This is a genomic window from Paenibacillus wuxiensis, assembly GCF_040195695.1.
Classification (GTDB): Bacteria; Bacillota; Bacilli; order Paenibacillales; family Paenibacillaceae; genus Paenibacillus_B; species Paenibacillus_B suaedae.
In genome coordinates this window covers 577,124-596,073 of the sequence record NZ_JBEFZI010000001.1, presented here as the reverse complement: position 1 = coordinate 596,073, position 18,950 = coordinate 577,124, and the positions used below count along the sequence as shown (strand labels likewise).

At 46.1% G+C, this 18,950-nt stretch carries 17 protein-coding genes; 1 reads left to right on the top strand and 16 read right to left on the bottom strand.

Going from position 1 to position 18,950, the window contains the following annotated elements:
• Window positions 1-56 precede the first annotated feature (56 nt).
• The 12 genes from ABN764_RS02705 to metH all read right to left on the bottom strand — a co-directional run bounded on the left by ABN764_RS02705 (window position 57) and on the right by metH (window position 15,637).
• Window positions 57-1,313 (bottom strand): SAF domain-containing protein, encoded by a 1,257-nt coding sequence (locus ABN764_RS02705; protein ID WP_446670826.1) that lies wholly within the window; start codon window positions 1,311-1,313, stop codon window positions 57-59.
• Complete coding sequence (locus tag ABN764_RS02700; protein WP_268623432.1) at window positions 1,310-2,836, bottom strand: serine/threonine protein kinase; 1,527 nt, start codon at window positions 2,834-2,836, stop codon at window positions 1,310-1,312. The genes ABN764_RS02705 and ABN764_RS02700 overlap by 4 nt, the downstream gene beginning before the upstream one ends.
• A 188-nt stretch (window positions 2,837-3,024) precedes the next feature.
• Window positions 3,025-4,095 (bottom strand): SAM-dependent methyltransferase, encoded by a 1,071-nt coding sequence (locus ABN764_RS02695; protein ID WP_268623431.1) that lies wholly within the window; start codon window positions 4,093-4,095, stop codon window positions 3,025-3,027.
• 297 nt (window positions 4,096-4,392) lie between these two features.
• The gene (locus ABN764_RS02690; protein WP_446670825.1) at window positions 4,393-4,761 is read right to left on the bottom strand and encodes a thioredoxin family protein; all 369 of its coding nucleotides are present in this window, start codon (window positions 4,759-4,761) and stop codon (window positions 4,393-4,395) included.
• Window positions 4,758-5,099 carry a cyclic-phosphate processing receiver domain-containing protein gene (locus ABN764_RS02685; protein ID WP_021253904.1) on the bottom strand — a complete coding sequence of 114 codons (342 nt, stop codon included), beginning with the start codon at window positions 5,097-5,099 and terminating at the stop codon, window positions 4,758-4,760. Before ABN764_RS02685 ends, ABN764_RS02690 begins: the two co-directional genes overlap by 4 nt.
• Window positions 5,100-5,171: 72 nt before the next feature.
• A complete protein-coding gene (locus tag ABN764_RS02680) occupies window positions 5,172-6,083 on the bottom strand; it encodes a deoxyribonuclease IV (RefSeq protein ID WP_446670824.1) in 912 nt (303 codons plus the stop codon).
• A complete protein-coding gene (locus tag ABN764_RS02675) occupies window positions 6,064-6,951 on the bottom strand; it encodes a DNA-formamidopyrimidine glycosylase family protein (RefSeq protein ID WP_072728389.1) in 888 nt (295 codons plus the stop codon). Before ABN764_RS02675 ends, ABN764_RS02680 begins: the two co-directional genes overlap by 20 nt.
• 83 nt (window positions 6,952-7,034) lie before the next feature.
• Window positions 7,035-7,865 carry an HAD-IIA family hydrolase gene (locus ABN764_RS02670; protein ID WP_446670900.1) on the bottom strand — a complete coding sequence of 277 codons (831 nt, stop codon included), beginning with the start codon at window positions 7,863-7,865 and terminating at the stop codon, window positions 7,035-7,037.
• Between the two features lie 475 nt (window positions 7,866-8,340).
• Window positions 8,341-9,435 (bottom strand): Gfo/Idh/MocA family protein, encoded by a 1,095-nt coding sequence (locus tag ABN764_RS02665; protein WP_446670823.1) that lies wholly within the window; start codon window positions 9,433-9,435, stop codon window positions 8,341-8,343.
• Between the two features lie 471 nt (window positions 9,436-9,906).
• Entirely contained in the window at window positions 9,907-10,902 is a 996-nt protein-coding gene (locus ABN764_RS02660; RefSeq protein WP_174810256.1) for a metal-dependent hydrolase, read from the bottom strand.
• Window positions 10,903-11,022: 120 nt separating this feature from the next.
• The gene (gene rnz / locus ABN764_RS02655; protein ID WP_446670822.1) at window positions 11,023-11,940 is read right to left on the bottom strand and encodes a ribonuclease Z; all 918 of its coding nucleotides are present in this window, start codon (window positions 11,938-11,940) and stop codon (window positions 11,023-11,025) included.
• Window positions 11,941-12,199: 259 nt separating this feature from the next.
• Window positions 12,200-15,637, bottom strand: a complete 3,438-nt coding sequence (gene metH, locus ABN764_RS02650; protein WP_446670821.1) for a methionine synthase — start codon at window positions 15,635-15,637, stop codon at window positions 12,200-12,202.
• 165 nt (window positions 15,638-15,802) lie between these two features.
• Here metH and mtnD point away from each other — a divergent pair, with 165 nt between their 5' ends.
• Complete coding sequence (gene mtnD, locus ABN764_RS02645) at window positions 15,803-16,345, top strand: acireductone dioxygenase (RefSeq protein WP_446670820.1); 543 nt, start codon at window positions 15,803-15,805, stop codon at window positions 16,343-16,345.
• A gap of 137 nt (window positions 16,346-16,482) precedes the next feature.
• On the opposite strand, the gene ABN764_RS02640 is transcribed toward mtnD, so the two are convergent.
• The 4 genes from ABN764_RS02640 to ABN764_RS02625 all read right to left on the bottom strand — a co-directional run bounded on the left by ABN764_RS02640 (window position 16,483) and on the right by ABN764_RS02625 (window position 18,889).
• Entirely contained in the window at window positions 16,483-16,929 is a 447-nt protein-coding gene (locus tag ABN764_RS02640) for a FixH family protein (RefSeq protein WP_174807500.1), read from the bottom strand.
• 286 nt (window positions 16,930-17,215) lie between these two features.
• Window positions 17,216-18,022 (bottom strand): HAD family hydrolase, encoded by an 807-nt coding sequence (locus ABN764_RS02635; RefSeq protein ID WP_446670819.1) that lies wholly within the window; start codon window positions 18,020-18,022, stop codon window positions 17,216-17,218.
• A 56-nt stretch (window positions 18,023-18,078) separates the two neighbouring features.
• Window positions 18,079-18,609: a methyltransferase gene (locus ABN764_RS02630; RefSeq protein WP_446670818.1), complete on the bottom strand. Its 531-nt coding sequence runs from the start codon at window positions 18,607-18,609 to the stop codon at window positions 18,079-18,081.
• A 64-nt stretch (window positions 18,610-18,673) separates the two neighbouring features.
• Window positions 18,674-18,889: a DUF896 domain-containing protein gene (locus ABN764_RS02625; RefSeq protein ID WP_021253916.1), complete on the bottom strand. Its 216-nt coding sequence runs from the start codon at window positions 18,887-18,889 to the stop codon at window positions 18,674-18,676.
• Between the last annotated feature and the right edge of the window lie 61 nt (window positions 18,890-18,950).

The following is an 18,950-nucleotide window of genomic DNA, read 5'->3' as shown; positions in this document are numbered from 1 at the left end:
CTAACTCCTCCTGTATATTCATCTATGTAACTACTCTTTGACAGAAATCCTCTTCGCTACTGCTTCTTTGAGCTCGGTATCGCTTCTGAGAAAATAGAGCTGACCTCTTCCCCTGTCGATAGCTCTCCCGTCGATTCTTTATTCAGATTGTCCCGGTTCAGTATCTTATCTTGGTGATTCTCGGCATCATGAGTAATAGTGCTCCCCTTCTTAGCGATGCCTTGCTCTCCATTCTTCGGATTTGGCTGTTTGCGAGTATCGTTATCTTGTTGGACTACACCCATCTCCCGTTGATTTTCATTAGATGACAGATCCGTGGACTGCACGGAATTAGAACCAGGTTGTCCAACAAATGGTGAATTACGAATAGGTGCCCCAGCTCTGCCGGTTAAAGGTGAGTATCCTGAAACTTCAGCTGAACCCTCTCCATGCGTAGAAACATAGCTTGCATCTGTTCGGTTCCCCTCCATGTTGTTCCAACCATCTGCTAGACTCTTGTTGGCACTCTGTCGTTCCCATTCCTTCTCCATCCGTGATCGAACCAATCGTGTCAATGCTGTATCAGCCTTCTTTACAATACTCGGATCCGCCTCAATCAACTTCAACACTTGTTCATTGGCCGGATAATTTGGCACCGCTTCATTTTGTATTTGAGGTTCAATGTATCGCAGCGCATAGATTTGTCCACCATTAACAAAAGCATCGACACAAGCACTTGAGAACAGCAGCCTTTCTTGTTCGTCCATATGTGCCCAAATGGTCGGATATTGCATGCTCTTAATCTCTTTCTTGCTAAGGATGATATAGTCTTGACCATTCGGAAAGCGGATTCGTACGTCAATCATATCCTTCTCTTGCAGTCGTAAAGGAAGCTGAATAACCGCTATCTCCACCCAGCGCAAATCATCAGACATCTTCCCATCTTCATATAGCATTGTAGATATCACGGGTGTTCGGGGAACCGTGTCAATCTTCAATACTTTCCCGATAATTTGATCAGGATGATTCAACGCCTGTTTCGGGGCTAGGTCTGACGACATCTCAATCTTGGCAATATCATCGGATCGAATGCGCTTGCCTGCAAGAAGTGGCTGATTGAAAACCCAGACGCTTGTTCGTTTTTGCAGTTCAGCATCCGCAAGCTTGCGCAGCTTGGCAATCTCATCTTCATATTGCGCTGCTGCCTTACGCTGTACCGCATCATTCTGGCCAATTGCCCAATAGTGATACCCTCCTACAAGCAGCCCAGCTACCGCTGCTCCTCCTACCGACGCCGCAATCATCTGCTTGGTCTTCCTCGTCCATCTTCTCAACTTCTTCTCTCTCCTCTCTCTGTTCTATTCCGACTCATCCATCGCCGCAAATGATAGATAAGCCCTCCCCGTTGTATCGGACCAACTAATTGTTCCACCCAAAGGGCTGTATCGTCCGAACATGCGAACGGATCTGCTTGAATCGGAATGTAGGAGGTAACCTTTGCTCCTCGTCCTTTCACTGTTCCACCAGGATAAGAACGATTCGAATAAGGAATGCCTAGTACCCAACGATGGAACCCTCTTCGCTCAAATTCCCCAACGATTGTTGTACAATCACTCTTTCTCCAAGGAGCCAGGCTTCCCACGAGCACAGGGACATGAGCCCTCATGAATTCATCCATTCGTTCTCCATGATCATCACAACCAAGGTCTAACACAATATAGTCATAGAATCCGAGCAAGGGTGGCATTGGATTCGCACCATACTTCCATTCCATGCAATCCACTCCAAACAATTTGAACATATCCCCATCAGCTAAATACAGCTCCTCTTCACCTTCATATTCCTGAGCCAATAATGGAACAAGAGATGGATCTTTAACATTAGCATCGATATATAGCGTCTTCCGCCCCTTCTTCGCAAGCATGGCGGCACACATGAGCGCTGATTGTGTAGTTCCAAGTCCTGAAGCAGCACCCAGAAAAGCAATCACCACCCCTGCATTCGAGGCTTGCCATGTCTTGACCTCATCACGGTTAACTCCTTGGCTTTCAGAATGTCCTGAATAGTAACGTCGTAGATGATCAATTAGTTCATCAGCAGTTTGATAGCGTTCTTCAGGCCGCTTTGCGAGTAATCGTGTCAGTACCGAAAAAACGCTCTCTGGCACATCTTCTGCCAGCATGGATGCGGTTAGCGGACGCTCTCCCTTCCATATGCCGCCGGTCAACATATGACTAATGAGTGCACCTACCCCATATAGATCCGTTCTTGCATCGGTCTGTTGTCCCCGATATTGCTCCGGAGCAGCAAAGCCTACTGTACCAAGCTTAACCGTATCTTGATTAGATAAAGGATTCACATTCCTAGCGATTCCAAAATCAATAAGTTTCACCTGGCCATCCTTCGCCAGCATAATATTAGATGGCTTTACATCTCGGAATACAACGGGCGGATTCTGCCGGTGCAAATAGGCAAGCGCTTCACATACCGGAATGACAATATGCATCGTCTCTTCAAAACTTAGAGGCTTCATGCGCAGCCGATCCGCTATCGTGTGCCCTTCAATATACTCCATCACCAGATATGCTCTGCCGCTGGCATCAGGTGGATAGAAATCCACAATAAGCGGAAGATGTGGATGTCGAAGTGATGTTAAAATAGATGCTTCATGAACAAGCTGTCTCACATCTTGAGCCGCTGGTCTTGATTCCTTAATCGCCCACTGCTTGCCGATCAATCGCTCGTCATTGGCTAAATATACAACGCTCATTCCCCCTGTTCCGAGCAACCGAACGATTCGATATCTGTCTTGCAATAAGTGTCCAGCCTGCAAATGGTTCGTTATGGAATGCGCCACAATTCTCCCTCCAGGCGACAAAAAAAGCACCCTGATTGCAAACCTATCGGTTTGGAACAATCAGGGTGCTTCCCTTCGCTCATATTCATTTGTTGTTATTTTATGCCATTCGGAAGTATATGTCTAGTCTTTTTTCTAAAGAATATTAAACTTCCCAATCAGGCAATGCCAGTACACCGCAGCATACGCTACATCTTCATCATGTACAGAGTGATTTCATCGCGATTATGGAACAATTGTTTCGCGCGAATAATGTGAAGATGCTCAAGGAACATTTCCTTCACTTCCCGTATTGTCTGCAGCGGTTTTTTGTGCATCAGCTTTACAGTCACAATGACAGTACCGCCTTGCATAACCGAATCCAATAAGCCAATAACAAGCTGCGCTGTAACTTTAGGGCTCCAGCTCATGTCGCATACGAGCAAATCGAATTCTCCAGGTTCCAGAGCCACGTCCCCTGCATTGCTCTTATAGTAAGTCAAGTTCGGATGATCAATCAAGCTCGGATGCATTGCAGCAGGATCGACTGCTGTAACTTGCACACCTCGCTCCAGAAGAAGACTTGTCCAACCTCCTGGTGCAGCTCCAATGTCAAGGGCATTCCGATAAGCCGTAAAGTCCAAACCGAAAGTCCGTTCCGCCTCAAGTAGTTTGAACTTTGCTCGAGATACCTGCCCCTCTTCCTTGCGGAAGCGTACCGTACCTCCTGGCCAATCTGAACCCGCTTCAGCTGTTGTCATGAGGCCTGCATAACCAACGCCATCATGAATAAATAAGGATACAATTCGCTCGGGATCTTGGATCGCGACAGATGCTCCAGTACGCTCAACAGCAACACGCAGCGCATCTCGAAGTTCCTTGTCGAGTGAATCACCCGATGCGCTGGAACGAACATGGACGCCTAGTCGCATGCCCTCTATAGAACCTTCTAGATCATGAATCAAATGAGTAAGCAAACTGTCAAATGATTGAACTGTGTCAGTCTGCAATGCTTGAATATCGAATGCAATGTCAACCGGTTGCAAATAGCGAATGAACATCGTCGGCTCAGACTCCATCGCTTGGAATACCTCGTTGCGATCAACAGGTAATTCCATTAGTGCAATTTCACCAGAAACCATCATTCGACTCTTCAACTGACCGAACCTTCTTCGCCACTCTTCCTGCGCGTAGGCAATATAGCCATGATTGGACGTGACGATCCAGTGTGATCCATATTCATAATTTGTGTCTAATTGTAGCGGATGTAATAATTCCAAGCAGTGCAACCTCCAAACGCTAAGCAACTTAACTTGCTTCAGCTGTTTCCATTTCATTATGTTAACCAATTCTAATCTATTTACGTCTTTAATTATCTGCCGAAACTACACGATTCGGAACATTTCCTTGCTTAAGACAATCAACACGGGACACCCAATCAGGTGCATCAGATCATTCTGCGTCCGGCCATTAACCAGCATAATCCTTGCATGAAGAACAGCCCTATAAGGACATTCAAATATTCTCTACTGAATGTTTGAGTTACGAGCTACTCCTTACTCACATTAGGATTAAATTTATGAAGAGGTCTCCTCTTCTCTCCTAGGATTCAAACGTTCATAAATGTGAGATACAGAATGAAAGGCATATATCTTGTCAACGCTGCCCATGCCTTCTCGATGATCCCATACAAGCAAACAAGGGACACTTTCAATTCGTAATGCGTTCACCCATACAGGAATAGAGCTGACATTGACCGCTGCGATTTCCAACTTCGGATTCGTTACTTCTACAATGTTCAGCATCCGAGATGCTAACTGGCAAGTCCCACAAAAAGGACTATGTATGAATACTGCATCCCATTTCCTAAAAAACAGCTCTACGGCAGACACGCTCTGTGATTGCACCTGTGCTGCCTTCAGCTGTAATTCCGAAATTTCAATCATACCTTATTTCCTCGTATCCGCATAAGTAAAGACTCTGGCATCGGCCCATTACTTAGTTCAACATGCTCAGGCTTATTCGCATAGAGCATCTCGAACATTCGCTTTCTGCCAATCATACTCGACGTATGCAAATAAATCGCAGTCTGCGGATATAAGCCACGTACAACCATTTCTCGAACTAGTTCCGTTCCCGTTCGCTCATCTTCACCCAAATCATGATCCAAGGACAGGATACCCACTTGTTCATGTTCCAATAGCAAAAGGCACTCTTCCGCATTGCGAGCAAGCACGAAGCCTTCTGGACAGCGACGGTAATCATCCAAGTACACATGTATCATCATTATCACTTCCTTACCTATCCGATGCCCATTGATAACAAGCAGCAGCATAACTACCGTACAATGATTGGCCTACTGCAAAATATCCTGGATAAGCTTCCATTCCCGCATATGCCCTCCAGAAGCATCTCCTGGCGTCTCCAGCACGAACATACTTCGCTCCAATTCCTTCGCTCTGAGGAGCTCCGTAAATCCGTCAATTCCAATATACCCTTGCCCCAAATTTGCATGACGATCTTGCTTGGAACGATAGGGCTCGCGAGAGTCATTCAAATGAACTGCATGCACATGTTTCCAAAAGTCATGACGGTTCCCCGCCATGAGAAGTTCACTCGTTGCAGAGGGGTTCCACAAGCCACTTGCGTACGCATGACAGGTATCGAAGCAAAAACCGATCTTATCGGGATATTGACTGAATTGCCGGATACTCACCAATTCTTCCAACGTAGCACCTAACCCACCGTGATTCCCGGCCTGATTCTCAATCAGCAGCTTAGCTCGACCATTCCATACGGAAAGAACAGTGTTCAGTGTAACAATAATATTTTCGTAGCAACTCAGCTTCTCCGCATCTGTGGCGGGTGTACTTGAGATCCCCTTATACGAACCAAAATGTACGACAATCCCTACCGCTCCACAAGCCTCTGCAATCATAAGATCGTTCAGTAGTGACTGAACCATAAGCTGAAACTTCTCAGGTGAACGGCTTGCATCCACAGCTAAATTTGTTGGATATGGCGTATGAGCAATGGACTGGATGCCATGCTCTAAACAGATTTCGCGCGCAGTCTGAGCATCGGCCTCATATCCGCTTTTGATCGATAAGCCTCGCGGATTTTTGCTAAAAAACTGATAACTTCGAACTCCTGCTTCCTGCTGCAGTTGTACTGCCAATCGCGCTGCGTGCGCATATCCTCCCCGTAAAGGCAAATGACAACCAAATGCGCGCGCAGCATGGCGGGATTCATTCTTGTTCGGAGCCATCCGCTGCAGGATCAATCTGGCAATGTGGACAGAAGTTCGCAGGACGACGTTGAATCATCGTGACTTCAATCGCTGTGCCGCATTTCGGACAAGGTTCTCCTGTCTTGCCATGAATGGTTATGCCCGTTGTTTCCCCTGTTTCGGGCTGGTGCTGTTGTGTCTGCGTATTCACTAAACCATCTTGCTCAATTTCAATATGCAACACATCAAGCATCGCGTAAAACACACGATTCCAATGTTCTGATTCAAGCTTCTCCGTACGTACAGTTGGGAGCAGTCCAGCAGCAAATGCGATATCATCCGCCAACTGACTTCCTATCCCAGCGATAATGTTCGGATTGGTCAATGCGGACTTCAAAGTCGTACGACGCTTAGCGAACCGCTGAGCGAAGCGCTCTGCTGTCAAATAGCGAGATAATGGGTCTGGCCCCATCTCGAGATGCATTTCCTCCACCTGCTTCGCTGTTAACCACATAATCTGGCAGCTTCGTGCACCATGAATGTACATCTGTGCATGATCGGTAGTAATTGCGAATTGTGCATGGGAGACATCAAGTTGTTGTTCTTCGTCTGGTTCTATATGCCCTGATGCTCCTTGAGCAACTGCTTGAAGGGTAGAAACTGCTTCCATACGACTACCGGTTCCTACATGAAGAACAAGCCTACGGCCATCATCAAGATGCAATATTAAATCTGTCCCTTTGCGTTCAATATACAGAATTTGTCTCCCAACCAAGCCATTTGTCAAGCTATGGAGATCCGTATTCAACCAAGATTCACGCTGTACATGAAGGCTGCGAATGCGTTCTCCAGTAATCAACTGATCCAGCTGTTTGCGGTAGCGTTCCATTTCTGGAATTTCCGGCACCTTGCATCTTCCTTCCTAATCACATTCATGATCGCCATGTATTTTATGTTATTAATTAAATCATTCACATTCCAAGATATACATTATAGCATTTCCTTAATGAACCATTCACGTACTTGCTTCATGTTATGAAACACCATGTTTGGCTCCACACCGGCACGAGCACAAAATGAAACATAATTGTCAGGCGTCGTTACTCCTGTATAGGTTAGTGCTGTGCGGCATCCTGCATTCGCTCCGGCAAGAATATCAGTCATCATATTGTCTCCAATAACGATAACGTCCTGTGCAGCACACCCAAGCCTATTCATTGCTTCATCCATAATAATTTCACTTGGTTTCCCAATAATAATAGGTTCCACACCAGAAGCGGATTGGAGAGCGGCACCTATTGTACCTGCACCAGGGGAGAATCCACGATCTGATGGCAGCATAACATCTGGATTAGTCAAGATGGATACAGCTCCCCCACGTAGGGCACAAGCAGCTGCCTCCAATTTGGCATAAGTCAAGCTCCGATCCAAGCCCTGAACGACAACTCCAATCTCAGAATTCCACACATCATCTACTTGATCCGTCCACGATATTCCGGTATCCTCCAGCGCCTGCTGCAAGCCAGGCTCGCCTATCATGAATACCATTTTATCCGAAAATCTCTTCTGAATATACGATGCAGCCGCTTGAGCAGAGGTGAGAACATCTTGAGCACCCGCAGAAATACCAAATTGCTGCAAGTGATTGGCCACTTCTTCCGGCGTGCGCGTTGAATTGTTTGTTACGAACAGATAAGGAACTCTAAGTTGGCCAAGCTCCTCTATTAGCTTGTCCGCTCCTTCAATCGGAGAAGTCCCATGATACATGGTTCCATCTAAATCGATAAGCGCATATATGCTGTTGCGCGATTTTTCTGTCATCATTTCTATGCACGTTCCTTCCTTGCCTAACACATGCCTGCAGCATGCTGTGGAAAATAGCAACCTACCTGCAAGAACAATCGCTCCACCATCTAATGGGAAGTACTCATCAAATCATCGAATAGAGAATCTGAAAATCCCCCAGCACATATTGGATTCAAAATCAAAACCTGTCTGGAGTCCCCCACAGATTGCTGCCCTGATATCCATAGCATCAAAGCCCATACAGTTGAATCAATGCTAGTATACGCAATTCCGAGCCAAAAGGACAGAGCCCCTTATCAAATCCAAGGGCGATTCCTATTCGCTTCCTATTGATTGTAGAGAACTCCCGCCGCTAGTGAGTGTTCCGATACATAGAACAGACGCGATGAAATAGAACAACTCCCGCTATTCCCATGTAGAGGGGCGGGAGCCATGCTTGGCGTGTTGGGATTGAATATCTTGCGCCTACATTCTGTGTGCTTCTGAACGTTTACCGCTGCTTCCGTGCTTGTGAGGCGTGAATCACTTGATCTACCAAGCGTTCTACGACAAGCCCATCTTCAAGTGTTGGAGCCAAGTTATCCCAACGTTCATCCCCGCAGTGGCGCAAAATAAAGTGATGCAGCGCAGCGAAATGACTGTCCTGGAATATGCCCATTGTTGCCTTCTCATCAGGAAGCAGTGCAAGTGATTCTGGTTCTGGTGTCGCCCCATGACGACCGCTGACTAGATGCAGCTGCGGTTTCTTATCGGTTTCCAAATCGCAAGTGATGCTGCCCTTCGTTCCGACAATGTGCACACGGAACGCATCCTCACCTAATGCAATACGGGATACTTCCACGATTCCTTGAATGCCTTGCTCTGATACATAATTCATAAGTGCCCAATCATCTACATGAACAGCCAACCGTTCGTCCGTTCCGTTTCCTGCTCTACGGCTCTTAATAAATGTTTCGGTATTGCCATCCACACTCTTCATTTCACCAAACCAATGACGGAGTAAATCAAGTGCATGAACACCGATATCCGTAATAGCTCCTCCTCCAGATAACGAGTTGTCTACCCGCCAACTGTAAGGCCTGGCATCACTTAAATATCCTGAACGCAAATATGCCAGTCTGCACTGTAGCACATCGCCGATAATCCCTTCTTCCAGCCATGCCTTGATCCGCATAACTGCCGGATGATAACGATAGACAAATGCAAGCTGCTGTGTCAGTGTTGAAGGGACATCCTTCAGCACTTGCGCGGTAGAAGCGGCACTTTCTGTTACTGGCTTCTCGCAATAGATGGCTTGATTATATTGAACCGCCATACGGACTTGCTCAGCATGGAGCGCATTCGGCGTGCAAATGCTAATTGCTTCCGCTCCATCGTATTGCAAAGCTTCTTCCAAGGAGGAAGTAACATGTACAAAGCCAATTTGGCGTGCCTGATCCAACGTCTGTTCAGGTCGACGGGTAACGAGTGTATTCAATACCGGTGTAACGGGAAGCTGCTTGATAATCGGCATCGTACGCAGTGCAATCATATGCGTCTTAGCGATATTGCCGAAGCCTACGATCGTAAATCCAAGTGTATTCATAGCAGATCCACCTTCCTTTTATCCAGCAACGACTAAGATGTTTCGAATAGAAGTGCCTTTGGGAAATGAAATAACTTATTTCTACATTGTAAATAACCATTTCAAGGCTGGCAAGAGCATATATAAGGCTCAACAATGCGTCGCTTCGACGTAGAGTGATGTCAGAGACTGTCGATTGCAGGCAGTGCGTGATACAAACAAGCTGCAAGCCGGACTATTTGTCAGGTTCTGCGCTTTCCCGGGAAACTTTTATGTACAATTGCCTTTCTACTCCCCTACTTTTCCCCTTCCGCTCGTTTCAGACTGCTGGATCTCAAGTCAATCACCAACGACTTGTACCATAACCTTGATGAAAAAGAAAGAAACGGATTGCTCCGTTTCTTGTAGATGAGCCAGTCATTCCTAATGTAGATTCACTTTGCATATTATTCTCAGTTGGAATGTTGCAGCTATTCAAGCTGTACGTTTCTGTTATACATAAGGAGGCTCCCAGCCTTTTTTACTCCAACCGACTTTCGTTCTAACTACTCGAAACTGCTCATCAAGCTCTACCTCAACGCCGAACGGCAGCCCTCTTCGATGCCAGAAGCGAACATCATTCCATATGATTTTGTAGCCATCGCTCCAGCGCTGTGTTCGAACGATCACTCGTTCAGCAAATCCAAGAAATGCCCGTACTCCATCTGTCGTTAGGGCCGGCTCCATAACTCGGTCGTCTATGAACATTTTGTTGTATATGCTGTGTTTCTCAAAAGTTACAGCTGACGATAACCGCAACGGCTTGCAGTGTCGTATCCAACCTGTCTCATAATGCTGTTCATACTCAACAACGTACTGCCAGCTAAGCCAAGTGACCTCTGGAACAAGTTGATAATGAAGGCCGCATGGAAATTGCTCCTGCAATCGATGCAGGAGACGCTGGTGAACCTTCCAACGCCACACGATATACAACAGAGTCACCGCATATCCTCCGATAAATAACCATGCAGCATCTGTTCGCGTCAGCCATAACCAGCTAATAACCCCTATTAGATGAACGACAAATAAGAAAGGATCAAACAAACATAACACATCAGCATGAAGCCATCTGAGCGAAAAAGGCCTTCCAGCTTGAACTCCATATGCATTCAGCCAGTCCAAGCCAATGTGCACCATGATTGCAAGCCAAGTATACAGCAGAACAAGCGGCCATTCGTCCCCCACTTGAAATAACCATGAGATCGGCAGACCAATGACAATTGGCCATACGAACCATGCTGGAATCGCATGAGTAATGCCCCGATGGTGGCGCAAATAGGCAGCATAGCTGCGAACTCGTGTAATTGCATCAAAGTCAGGTGCATGTGAAGCAATGAGTGTGGCGGTCAAAATTGCAGAGAACAATCCCGGCTGCTCCGCAACCTGAGGGTGCAGACAAGCAGCTCCAGCCAATGAAGTCCCAAGCAGCAAATGACTCGCTGTATCCATCCATAACTCCTCCTTAGCATCACGGTTGCTGAACATACAATTGCCTAGGCAATTGCATATCCAACTAACCCAGTTATGGATAGCGTATCGAGCAACCATTAACGGTGCATTGTGTTGATATTAAGATGTTGTAACGATCGTATGTTCATCAGCAAGAACGGTATTAGAAAATAATTCGCACGCCTCCTGCAGCAGTTCCTCCATCCGTTCATCATTGTATCGCGAGCTGAAATGGGTTAACGCAAGCTTCTTAACGCCTGCTGATACTGCTATTTCTGCAGCTTGCCGAGCCGTACTGTGGCCAAACTCATTTGCATTTTCACGTTTATCGTCCATGAAGGTCGCCTCATGCACAAGCAGATCAACGCCTTGAGCCAACTTGATTGCATTCTCACATGGACGAGTGTCGCCGAGTATCGCCACTGACTTACCGGGAATTGGGCTTCCAAGAACAGAAGAAGCTTCTACCAATTCACCAGATGGCAGCACAATATCTTGCCCTCGTTTCAGTTGTCCATATAACGGCCCCGGCGGCAGATTCTTTTCCTTTAACAGATTCAAATCAAGTCTGCCTGGCCTCTCCTTCTGCTGCACTCGATAGCCTAAGGATAGAACACGGTGTTCAAGAGGCAGTGCCGTAACCGCAAATTGTTCATCTTCCCAGATGACTCCAGACTCCACCTCCTGAATATGAAGCTCGTAAGGCAGATACGTCTCACTTAATTCGAACACAGTATGTATAAATCGTTGCAGTCCCACCGGGCCAAAGACGGTGAGTGGAGAAACTCCACCTTGATAGGCACGACTGGACAATAGTCCCGGTAACCCGAAAATGTGATCCCCGTGCAAATGGGTGATAAAAATAAATTCGCACTTGCCTAGCTTTAATGGAGATTGCAGCACTTGATGCTGGGTTCCCTCCCCGCAGTCGAACATCCAGAAGGATCCACGTTCCTCATACAGACGCAGCGCCATACTACTTACATTGCGCCTAGTTGTCGGCATACCTGCTCCTGTTCCTAAGAAGTATATATCCATACTCGTGTAATACCTCCTACTTCTGAAGTAATCAATCCAGCTAAGATTGGTGATATGTATATTTTAAACCTAGTTAACTATTTGTTGTATAAATGATTAACGTGCATAGTTTGCCTCACTATGCAAAGATATAATAAGCTCCGCACGCCTGCCGGCAATACGGAGCTCATTGTGTATCTGTAGATAAGAGGGTGTCCCTAATATAGACAACTTACCATATCCGTTGATAAATCGAAAATGAATTAGAATTATGCCTTATTTATGCTTTATCCACGTTAAAGTATTGCGCTTGCGGATGAGCGAAGACCATCGCGGATACAGATGCCTCTGGCTCCATCATAAATCCTTCTGTTAAGTGGATCCCGATATCCTCAGGCTGCATGAGCTTGAATAATGGTTCTTGATCCTCAAGATTTGGACAAGCTGGATAGCCAAATGAGACTCGAATGCCTTGGTATCTAGCACCAAATCTCTCCTTCATCGTCATCGTTTCTGGATCAGGATAGCCCCATACTTCGCGCATCATATGGTGAATTCGTTCTGCCAGTCCTTCTGCAAGCTCCAACGCTACAGATTGAAGCGCATGAGAACGCAAGTATTCACCCTTCTCCTTCCATTGATCGGCCTTGCCGCGAACATCGTCCCCAGCAGTTACAACCAAGAAGCCTACATAATCCATTACTCCGCTTTCTTTCGTACGGAGGAAGTCTGCAAGACACAAGTAAGGTTCAACTTGCTGACGAGGGAAGGTAAAGGTATGCAGTACTTCCTGAACGTTGTCCGGATTGTATATATGAATAGAATCACCTTCCGATTGAGCCGGGAAGAAACGATACATCGCGTTCGCTTTTAGCACACCTGCTTGTGATTCTTCCACTAAAATCTGATCAACGGTTTCTTTCAAATCAACAGTCTTAGGATCCCGATTCTTCAGAAGTTGTTCCACAGATCCCTTCAATCCTAAATGATGGCCAAGCAGCATCTGGAAGTTCAAATAAGGGATGACTTGAGGAATTGGAATATCTCGAAGAACGTGACGTTCCAAATCCGGCGGAATGTATACCTCTGCTTCTCTTATGTCCGAGCGTACCGCACGTGTAAGCTCTGGCAACTTCGATCGATTTTCCGCTTCACGAGCTAGACGCTCCTTATGAGCGCGGAGCTCTTCCACTAGATTCTGGCGTTCTAAAGAATCCATAATTCTATTGGCAAGATCAAGACCTTCCATGGCATCCTTCGCATATAAAACTAATCCATCGTATTCGGGGCTAATCCGATTCTTGGTAAATTTCCGCGTCAATGCCGCACCGCCAACAAGAATCGGCACATCGATTCCAGCTGTTCGCAAGTCTTGTGCGGTTATGACCATCTGCTGTGCAGACTTCACAAGCAAGCCCGACAGACCGATTGCATCTGGCTTCTCCTTGCGATAGGCTTCGATCAATTGATCTGGCGGAACCTTGATACCAAGGTTGACGATTTCATACCCATTATTCGATAAGATGATTTCAACTAGATTTTTGCCGATATCATGCACATCGCCCTTGACCGTTGCGAGTAGAATTTTCCCTTTAACAGCAGACTCGTTCTTCTCCATATGGGGTTCCAAGAAGCTTACCGAAGCCTTCATGACTTCTGCACTTTGGAGCACTTCCGCAACGATGAGCTCATTGTTGTTGAACAGTCTTCCGACCTCCCCCATTCCTTCCATTAACGGACCATTAATGACCTCAAGCGGCGAGTACTTCTGAAGCGCCTCCGTTAAGTCAGGAACAAGACCTTCCTTCGTGCCTTCTACTACATATGAAGCTAACCGCTCTTCAAGCGGCAGGTTGCTAGTCTTTTCTTTCTTCTCGACTTTACGGTTGCGGAACGCAGCTACGAATGCAGCCAGTGTATCATCGTTTGTGTCGTACAATAGATCTTCCGCAAGCTTGCGTTCATGTTCTGGGATGGATGCATAGCGTTCCAACTTCTCCGTATTGACGATCGCGTAATCCAATCCAGCCTTCGTGCATTCATATAGAAAGACGGAATTCAATACTTCACGCCCAGCCTCAGGCAAACCGAACGAGATATTACTGATTCCTAGAATCGTTTGAACCTTTGGAATGGTCTCCTTAATGAGGCGAATCCCTTCCACTGTTTCTTTTGCAGAACCAATATATTGTTCATCGCCCGTCCCAACTGGAAACACGAGTGGGTCGAAGATAATGTTTTCAGGCTGTATACCATAATCATTTACAAGGATGTCGAAGGATCGCTTCGCCACCTCAAGTTTATCTCCACGCGTAATCGCTTGACCACGTTCATCAATCGTACCTACAACCAAGGTGGCACCATAACGATGAACAAGCGGTACGACGTGGTCGAATTTCTCTAGTCCGTCCTCTAAGTTAACAGAGTTAATAATCGCTTTCCCTTGTGAATACTTCAACGCCAGTTCCAATACCTTGGCATCTGTCGTATCTATGACGAGCGGTGCCTTAACCTTCTTTACAACTTCCTGCAGAAATTCCTTCATATCAAGAGCTTCGTCGCGATCTGGATCCTGAACGCATACATCGATGACATGTGCTCCATTTTTCACCTGTGCACGTGCGACTTCAGCGGCTTCTTCGATTTTACCTTCAGCGATCAATCGCTTGAATTTGCGCGAGCCGAGAACATTTGTACGTTCCCCTACCATATATGGGCGGCTCTCATCTTCCACATATACCGTCTCAATCCCGGATACAGCCGGAGGATGTTCGCCGAATGCAGTACGTGGAGCATATTCGAGCAATGTCTCTCTTAGTACGCGAATATGTTCAGGTGTTGTTCCACAGCATCCCCCTGCAATATTCAGCCAGCCCTGCTCAGCAAAGGTTGCGATTTTGCGGGCAAGCGATTCTGGTGATTCATGATAGTGACCATTCTCATCGGGAAGCCCTGCATTTGGATAGCAACTGATCGCAGAGTTCGCGATGGAAGCAAGGGTACGCAAGTGATCGCGCATGAATTCCGGCCCAGTCGCACAGTTTAATCCGATCGAGATTGGCTTTAAATGCTCTAGAGAGATGTAGAATGATTCAATATTTTGACCAGCAAGCGTTGTCCCCATCGGCTCGATCGTCCCCGATATCATGAGCGGCAGCGTGATTCCCGTAGACTCGAATGCCCGTTGAATCGCGATCGAACCCGCCTTAACATTCAACGTATCCTGTGAAGTCTCCAATAGGAGCGCATGAACGCCTGTTTCAATAAGCGCGACTGCCTGTTCATAATAGCTGTCAATTAACTCATCAAATGTTACCCCGCCGGTAACCGATAAAGTCTTCGTCGTCGGCCCCATAGCACCGGCAACGAAACGCGGCCATTCTGGTGTGCTGTATTTTGCAGCTGCCTCGACAGCAAGCTTCGCCGCGGCAACGTTCAACTCACGTGCTTGATCAGCAATATCATAATCGGCAAGCACGATACTGGTAGCCCCGAACGTATTCGTCTCTAAAATGTCTGCGCCCGCTTCTAAATATTGTTCGTGTATTCTAGAAATGACATCTGGACGTGTCAGGACTAACATCTCATTGCACCCATCCAATTGTTCGCCTCCAAAGTCCTGTGGCGTTAAATCGGCTTGCTGGATCATCGTGCCCATTGCACCGTCTAAAATGAGAATGCGTTCTTGTAGTTGTTCCTGTATCGTTCTCGTTTTCATCGCTCTGCCCACCCTCTGTCTTAAACGTTAAACCCTAGTTTAGCAGATGTGATCCGATTAGAAAAGACTCATGAATGAGTCATCGTAAAATGTTTCTTGCCCAAACATTTCCTCTGTACTATAATTAAATAAATAAATCGCATTGGGAAACGAGGGATTTTGCAAATGGCACAGGTACGTATCCGAAACACGAACGAAATCATAAGTGGCGAAGAAAACGTTCGTTCTTTCCTATCAGCGCAAGGAGTGCTGTATGAACACTGGGATCCGAACAAACTTGCCCCATCTTTGCGTGATAAGTACGTACTATCCGATGAAGAGAAGCAAGCCATTTTAGACACGTATGAAGGAGAAATCCGTGATTTGGCTGAAAGACGGGGCTATCGTACGTGGGATTTGATTTCTTTATCAGACGCTACTCCCAATATCGAAGAGCTGCTAAAGAAATTTGAACAGGTTCACACGCACACAGAAGACGAAGTAAGAGCTATTACGGCCGGAAATGGTATTTTCATAATTAAGGGAAGCGACGACATTGGTTATATGGATGTTGAATTGGAGGCTGGGGATGTAATTTCCGTCCCTGAAGAAAAGCCGCACTACTTCACTCTGATGGATAATCGTCAAATTGTTGCAGTTCGACTCTTCATTGAAACAGAAGGATGGATCGCGCATCCGTATTCGGATCCTACTTTCCAACAGGCGTAATTCCTGAATCATCGGAATCATAATCGATAAAAAACGTCCCATTACTGATATTAAGAGGGGCAGCCCCACAAGATCCCGATTTGGATCCTCTGAGGCTGCCCCTTCTTCGCATAAATTCTTGTTATGTATTTAGATTCTTATTTTACAGTAAATTGCTTCTTCGGCATCGAGTGCATGTCACGTGCAGTCACATGAGAAATGACCGTGTAGGTACCAGCCTTATCAAACGTTTTCTCAATCTGATACGTGCCATCTTTCGTGAGCTTCCCCTCAATCTTCTCGTGGTCAGCCCCATCCAGCCACAACTCGAACTCTACTTTATCTGCATCATCTACCGCTTTCTCTTCTTGTGTGACCTGTGCAGAGATGGTGACAGCTTCATTGATTTTGACTTCTTCCGGCACTTGCAAGTTTACCTTAATCATTGCTGGCATCTCATTTTTGCTGTCCTGTTTATCACTGGAGCCATGACCTGCATGTCCTTCATGACCACCACCTGCTGACGAGCTATTTCCACAACCGGCTAATAGCATTGCTCCTATTGCCATTGTTAGTACGATTAATTTACTCTTATTGTTGAACATAATCGTCGTTCACTCCTCAACTGTATCCTAGATTTATCGTATCACATTATAGACAGCATTCTCCAATTCCTCATGACTCCATTGGGCTATAATGAGCATCATTGTGTGACGATCCTATGACATTTGTCACATTTACCCTTGTAGTTTCATGTGGAGGGTAATCAAATCAAGGCACTCACACTAATCTTGCCAACACCTTGCGAAGATTACCGTATATCAAAAAGGCCTGTGTTCCCACAGGCCTCTTTGTCATACACGCGGAGTAAGTAATTACATTCCCGCCGATTTATGATTCCTTCGAATTTATCTCATCAATAATTTGCTCAATTTCACGCAAGCTTGCAATCGTATATTCAGGGTGAATATTGCCAGACAATTCAACGCCTTTGCGGTTCAGCCACGCATGATGCATGCCAACATTCTGCGCGCCTAGAATATCCGTCGTTAATTTGTCGCCAATCATGATCCCTTCATGCGGTTCGATGCCGAGCAATGACATCGTGTGCTTGAACAGCTCTGGATCAGGCTTCCCTTGTGGATGATGTCCAGAGATAACGATATGATCGAAATAGGATAGAAGCTCACGCTCTCCATTCAGCTTCTCCTGCTGCAAATCAGGCGATCCGTTCGTTAACAACAATAGAGGATATTGCGCAATCAATTGTCGCAGCACCTCATAAGTCTCATCGTACACATACGAACGAGAACGACGTTCACTCATAAATCGCTCCGCCAGCTCGGCACCTAATGCATCATTAGGTTGACCAGCGGCTTGAAGACCTTGTGTCCATGCAGATTGTCGATACATCGGCGCAAGCTGTTCCAACAATCGAAATTCAGGATGTTCTCCCTCCGCGAATCTCCCCCACAGCGCTTCAAAGGGATTAATCCCAATATTCTGTGTGAAAGGATAAGTCTCATAAGAGGCAAACAATTCACGAGCAGCTTGACGAACGAATGCTTCCAATTGTTCTGCATTGACCCCAGTCTTATCTTGCGCGTATTTACAAGTTGCAGCAAAAGCTTCCTCAACACAACGCTCATCCCATAACAAAGTATCATCCAGGTCGAACAGTACAGCACGAATAGCCAAGTTTCATCTCTCCCATCACAGCGACAATGATAACGAATCCTCTATATCGGATTTCTCTATTTTTTCGAGTCTTTCTTCGATGTATCTTCGAATTCAATCTTATGTTGATTTGCAAAGGAACGAAGACGTTCCCCCATTGCATTCGTATCATAACGATTCAGCACTCGCGAGAAAATCCAATTCGCACCTTTCCCCGTGTGTTCAATAACAACATAACCAGGTTGGATCGCAATTTTCTTCATATCCTTTGCAGAGAGAGTACGGAGACGATTCCAGCGAATCGTAGATACCTCACCTGCTCCAACACGAAGAAATGGTCTTCTCAGGAATAATATAATCCCCAATCCGACGTAACACACGATTGTGATCCAATATAGAGTTGGATATTGATTGTCCGTAATGATACCGCCCAACAATCCATACATAATGGCGAAGGCGATCAAAGCGATTGGCATAATGAAGTTGCGTCCTTTAAACTCTTCGTGCGCAGGCTTGCCAGCAGCGAACGTCGGCTTGCCTTGCTTCATTCGCTGTTTGTTTAACTTTTCACTATTTTGACGGACTTTACGTTCCCAACTGCGAGACATGAATTCGCAACCCCCTGTATAGTAAACGAATAATGTGAATCCATCGTTATCGATGAAGGTTCATTTAATGAACGATCCCGTTCGATCCAGAGTTATCTGTTCCTTCTTCATCTTCTACATAGCGAATAGTGTCTAATTGATTGCGTACCTGCTTGCGGAATAGAACCAAATATTCCTCGCGCAGTTTCGCGCGTTCTTCCATTTCCTCATCGCTCAGCCCAACTGTCTTATGTTTGCGGGCCAATTCATTAATTCGTGCAATAAGCTTGTCGATATTCATCAGGTACCTCCATGTGTGTAAGCATATGTTCTACTTTGACATGGAGGTAACAGCTTGTCAA

Bases quoted from the DNA above. Each gene is read 5' to 3' on its own strand.
- mtnD (WP_446670820.1), top strand. From the start codon at position 15,803: ATGGCACAGGTACGTATCCGAAACACGAACGAAATCATAAGTGGCGAA.
- ABN764_RS02685 (WP_021253904.1), bottom strand. From the start codon at position 5,099: ATGATACATGTGTACTTGGATGATTACCGTCGCTGTCCAGAAGGCTTC.
- ABN764_RS02670 (WP_446670900.1), bottom strand. From the start codon at position 7,865: ATGACAGAAAAATCGCGCAACAGCATATATGCGCTTATCGATTTAGAT.
- ABN764_RS02640 (WP_174807500.1), bottom strand. From the start codon at position 16,929: ATGTTCAACAATAAGAGTAAATTAATCGTACTAACAATGGCAATAGGA.
- ABN764_RS02660 (WP_174810256.1), bottom strand. From the start codon at position 10,902: ATGGATACAGCGAGTCATTTGCTGCTTGGGACTTCATTGGCTGGAGCT.
- ABN764_RS02625 (WP_021253916.1), bottom strand. From the start codon at position 18,889: ATGAATATCGACAAGCTTATTGCACGAATTAATGAATTGGCCCGCAAA.
- ABN764_RS02680 (WP_446670824.1), bottom strand. From the start codon at position 6,083: ATGGCTCCGAACAAGAATGAATCCCGCCATGCTGCGCGCGCATTTGGT.
- ABN764_RS02690 (WP_446670825.1), bottom strand. From the start codon at position 4,761: ATGATTGAAATTTCGGAATTACAGCTGAAGGCAGCACAGGTGCAATCA.
- rnz (WP_446670822.1), bottom strand. From the start codon at position 11,940: ATGGATATATACTTCTTAGGAACAGGAGCAGGTATGCCGACAACTAGG.
- ABN764_RS02630 (WP_446670818.1), bottom strand. From the start codon at position 18,609: ATGTCTCGCAGTTGGGAACGTAAAGTCCGTCAAAATAGTGAAAAGTTA.
- ABN764_RS02665 (WP_446670823.1), bottom strand. From the start codon at position 9,435: ATGAATACACTTGGATTTACGATCGTAGGCTTCGGCAATATCGCTAAG.
- metH (WP_446670821.1), bottom strand. From the start codon at position 15,637: ATGAAAACGAGAACGATACAGGAACAACTACAAGAACGCATTCTCATT.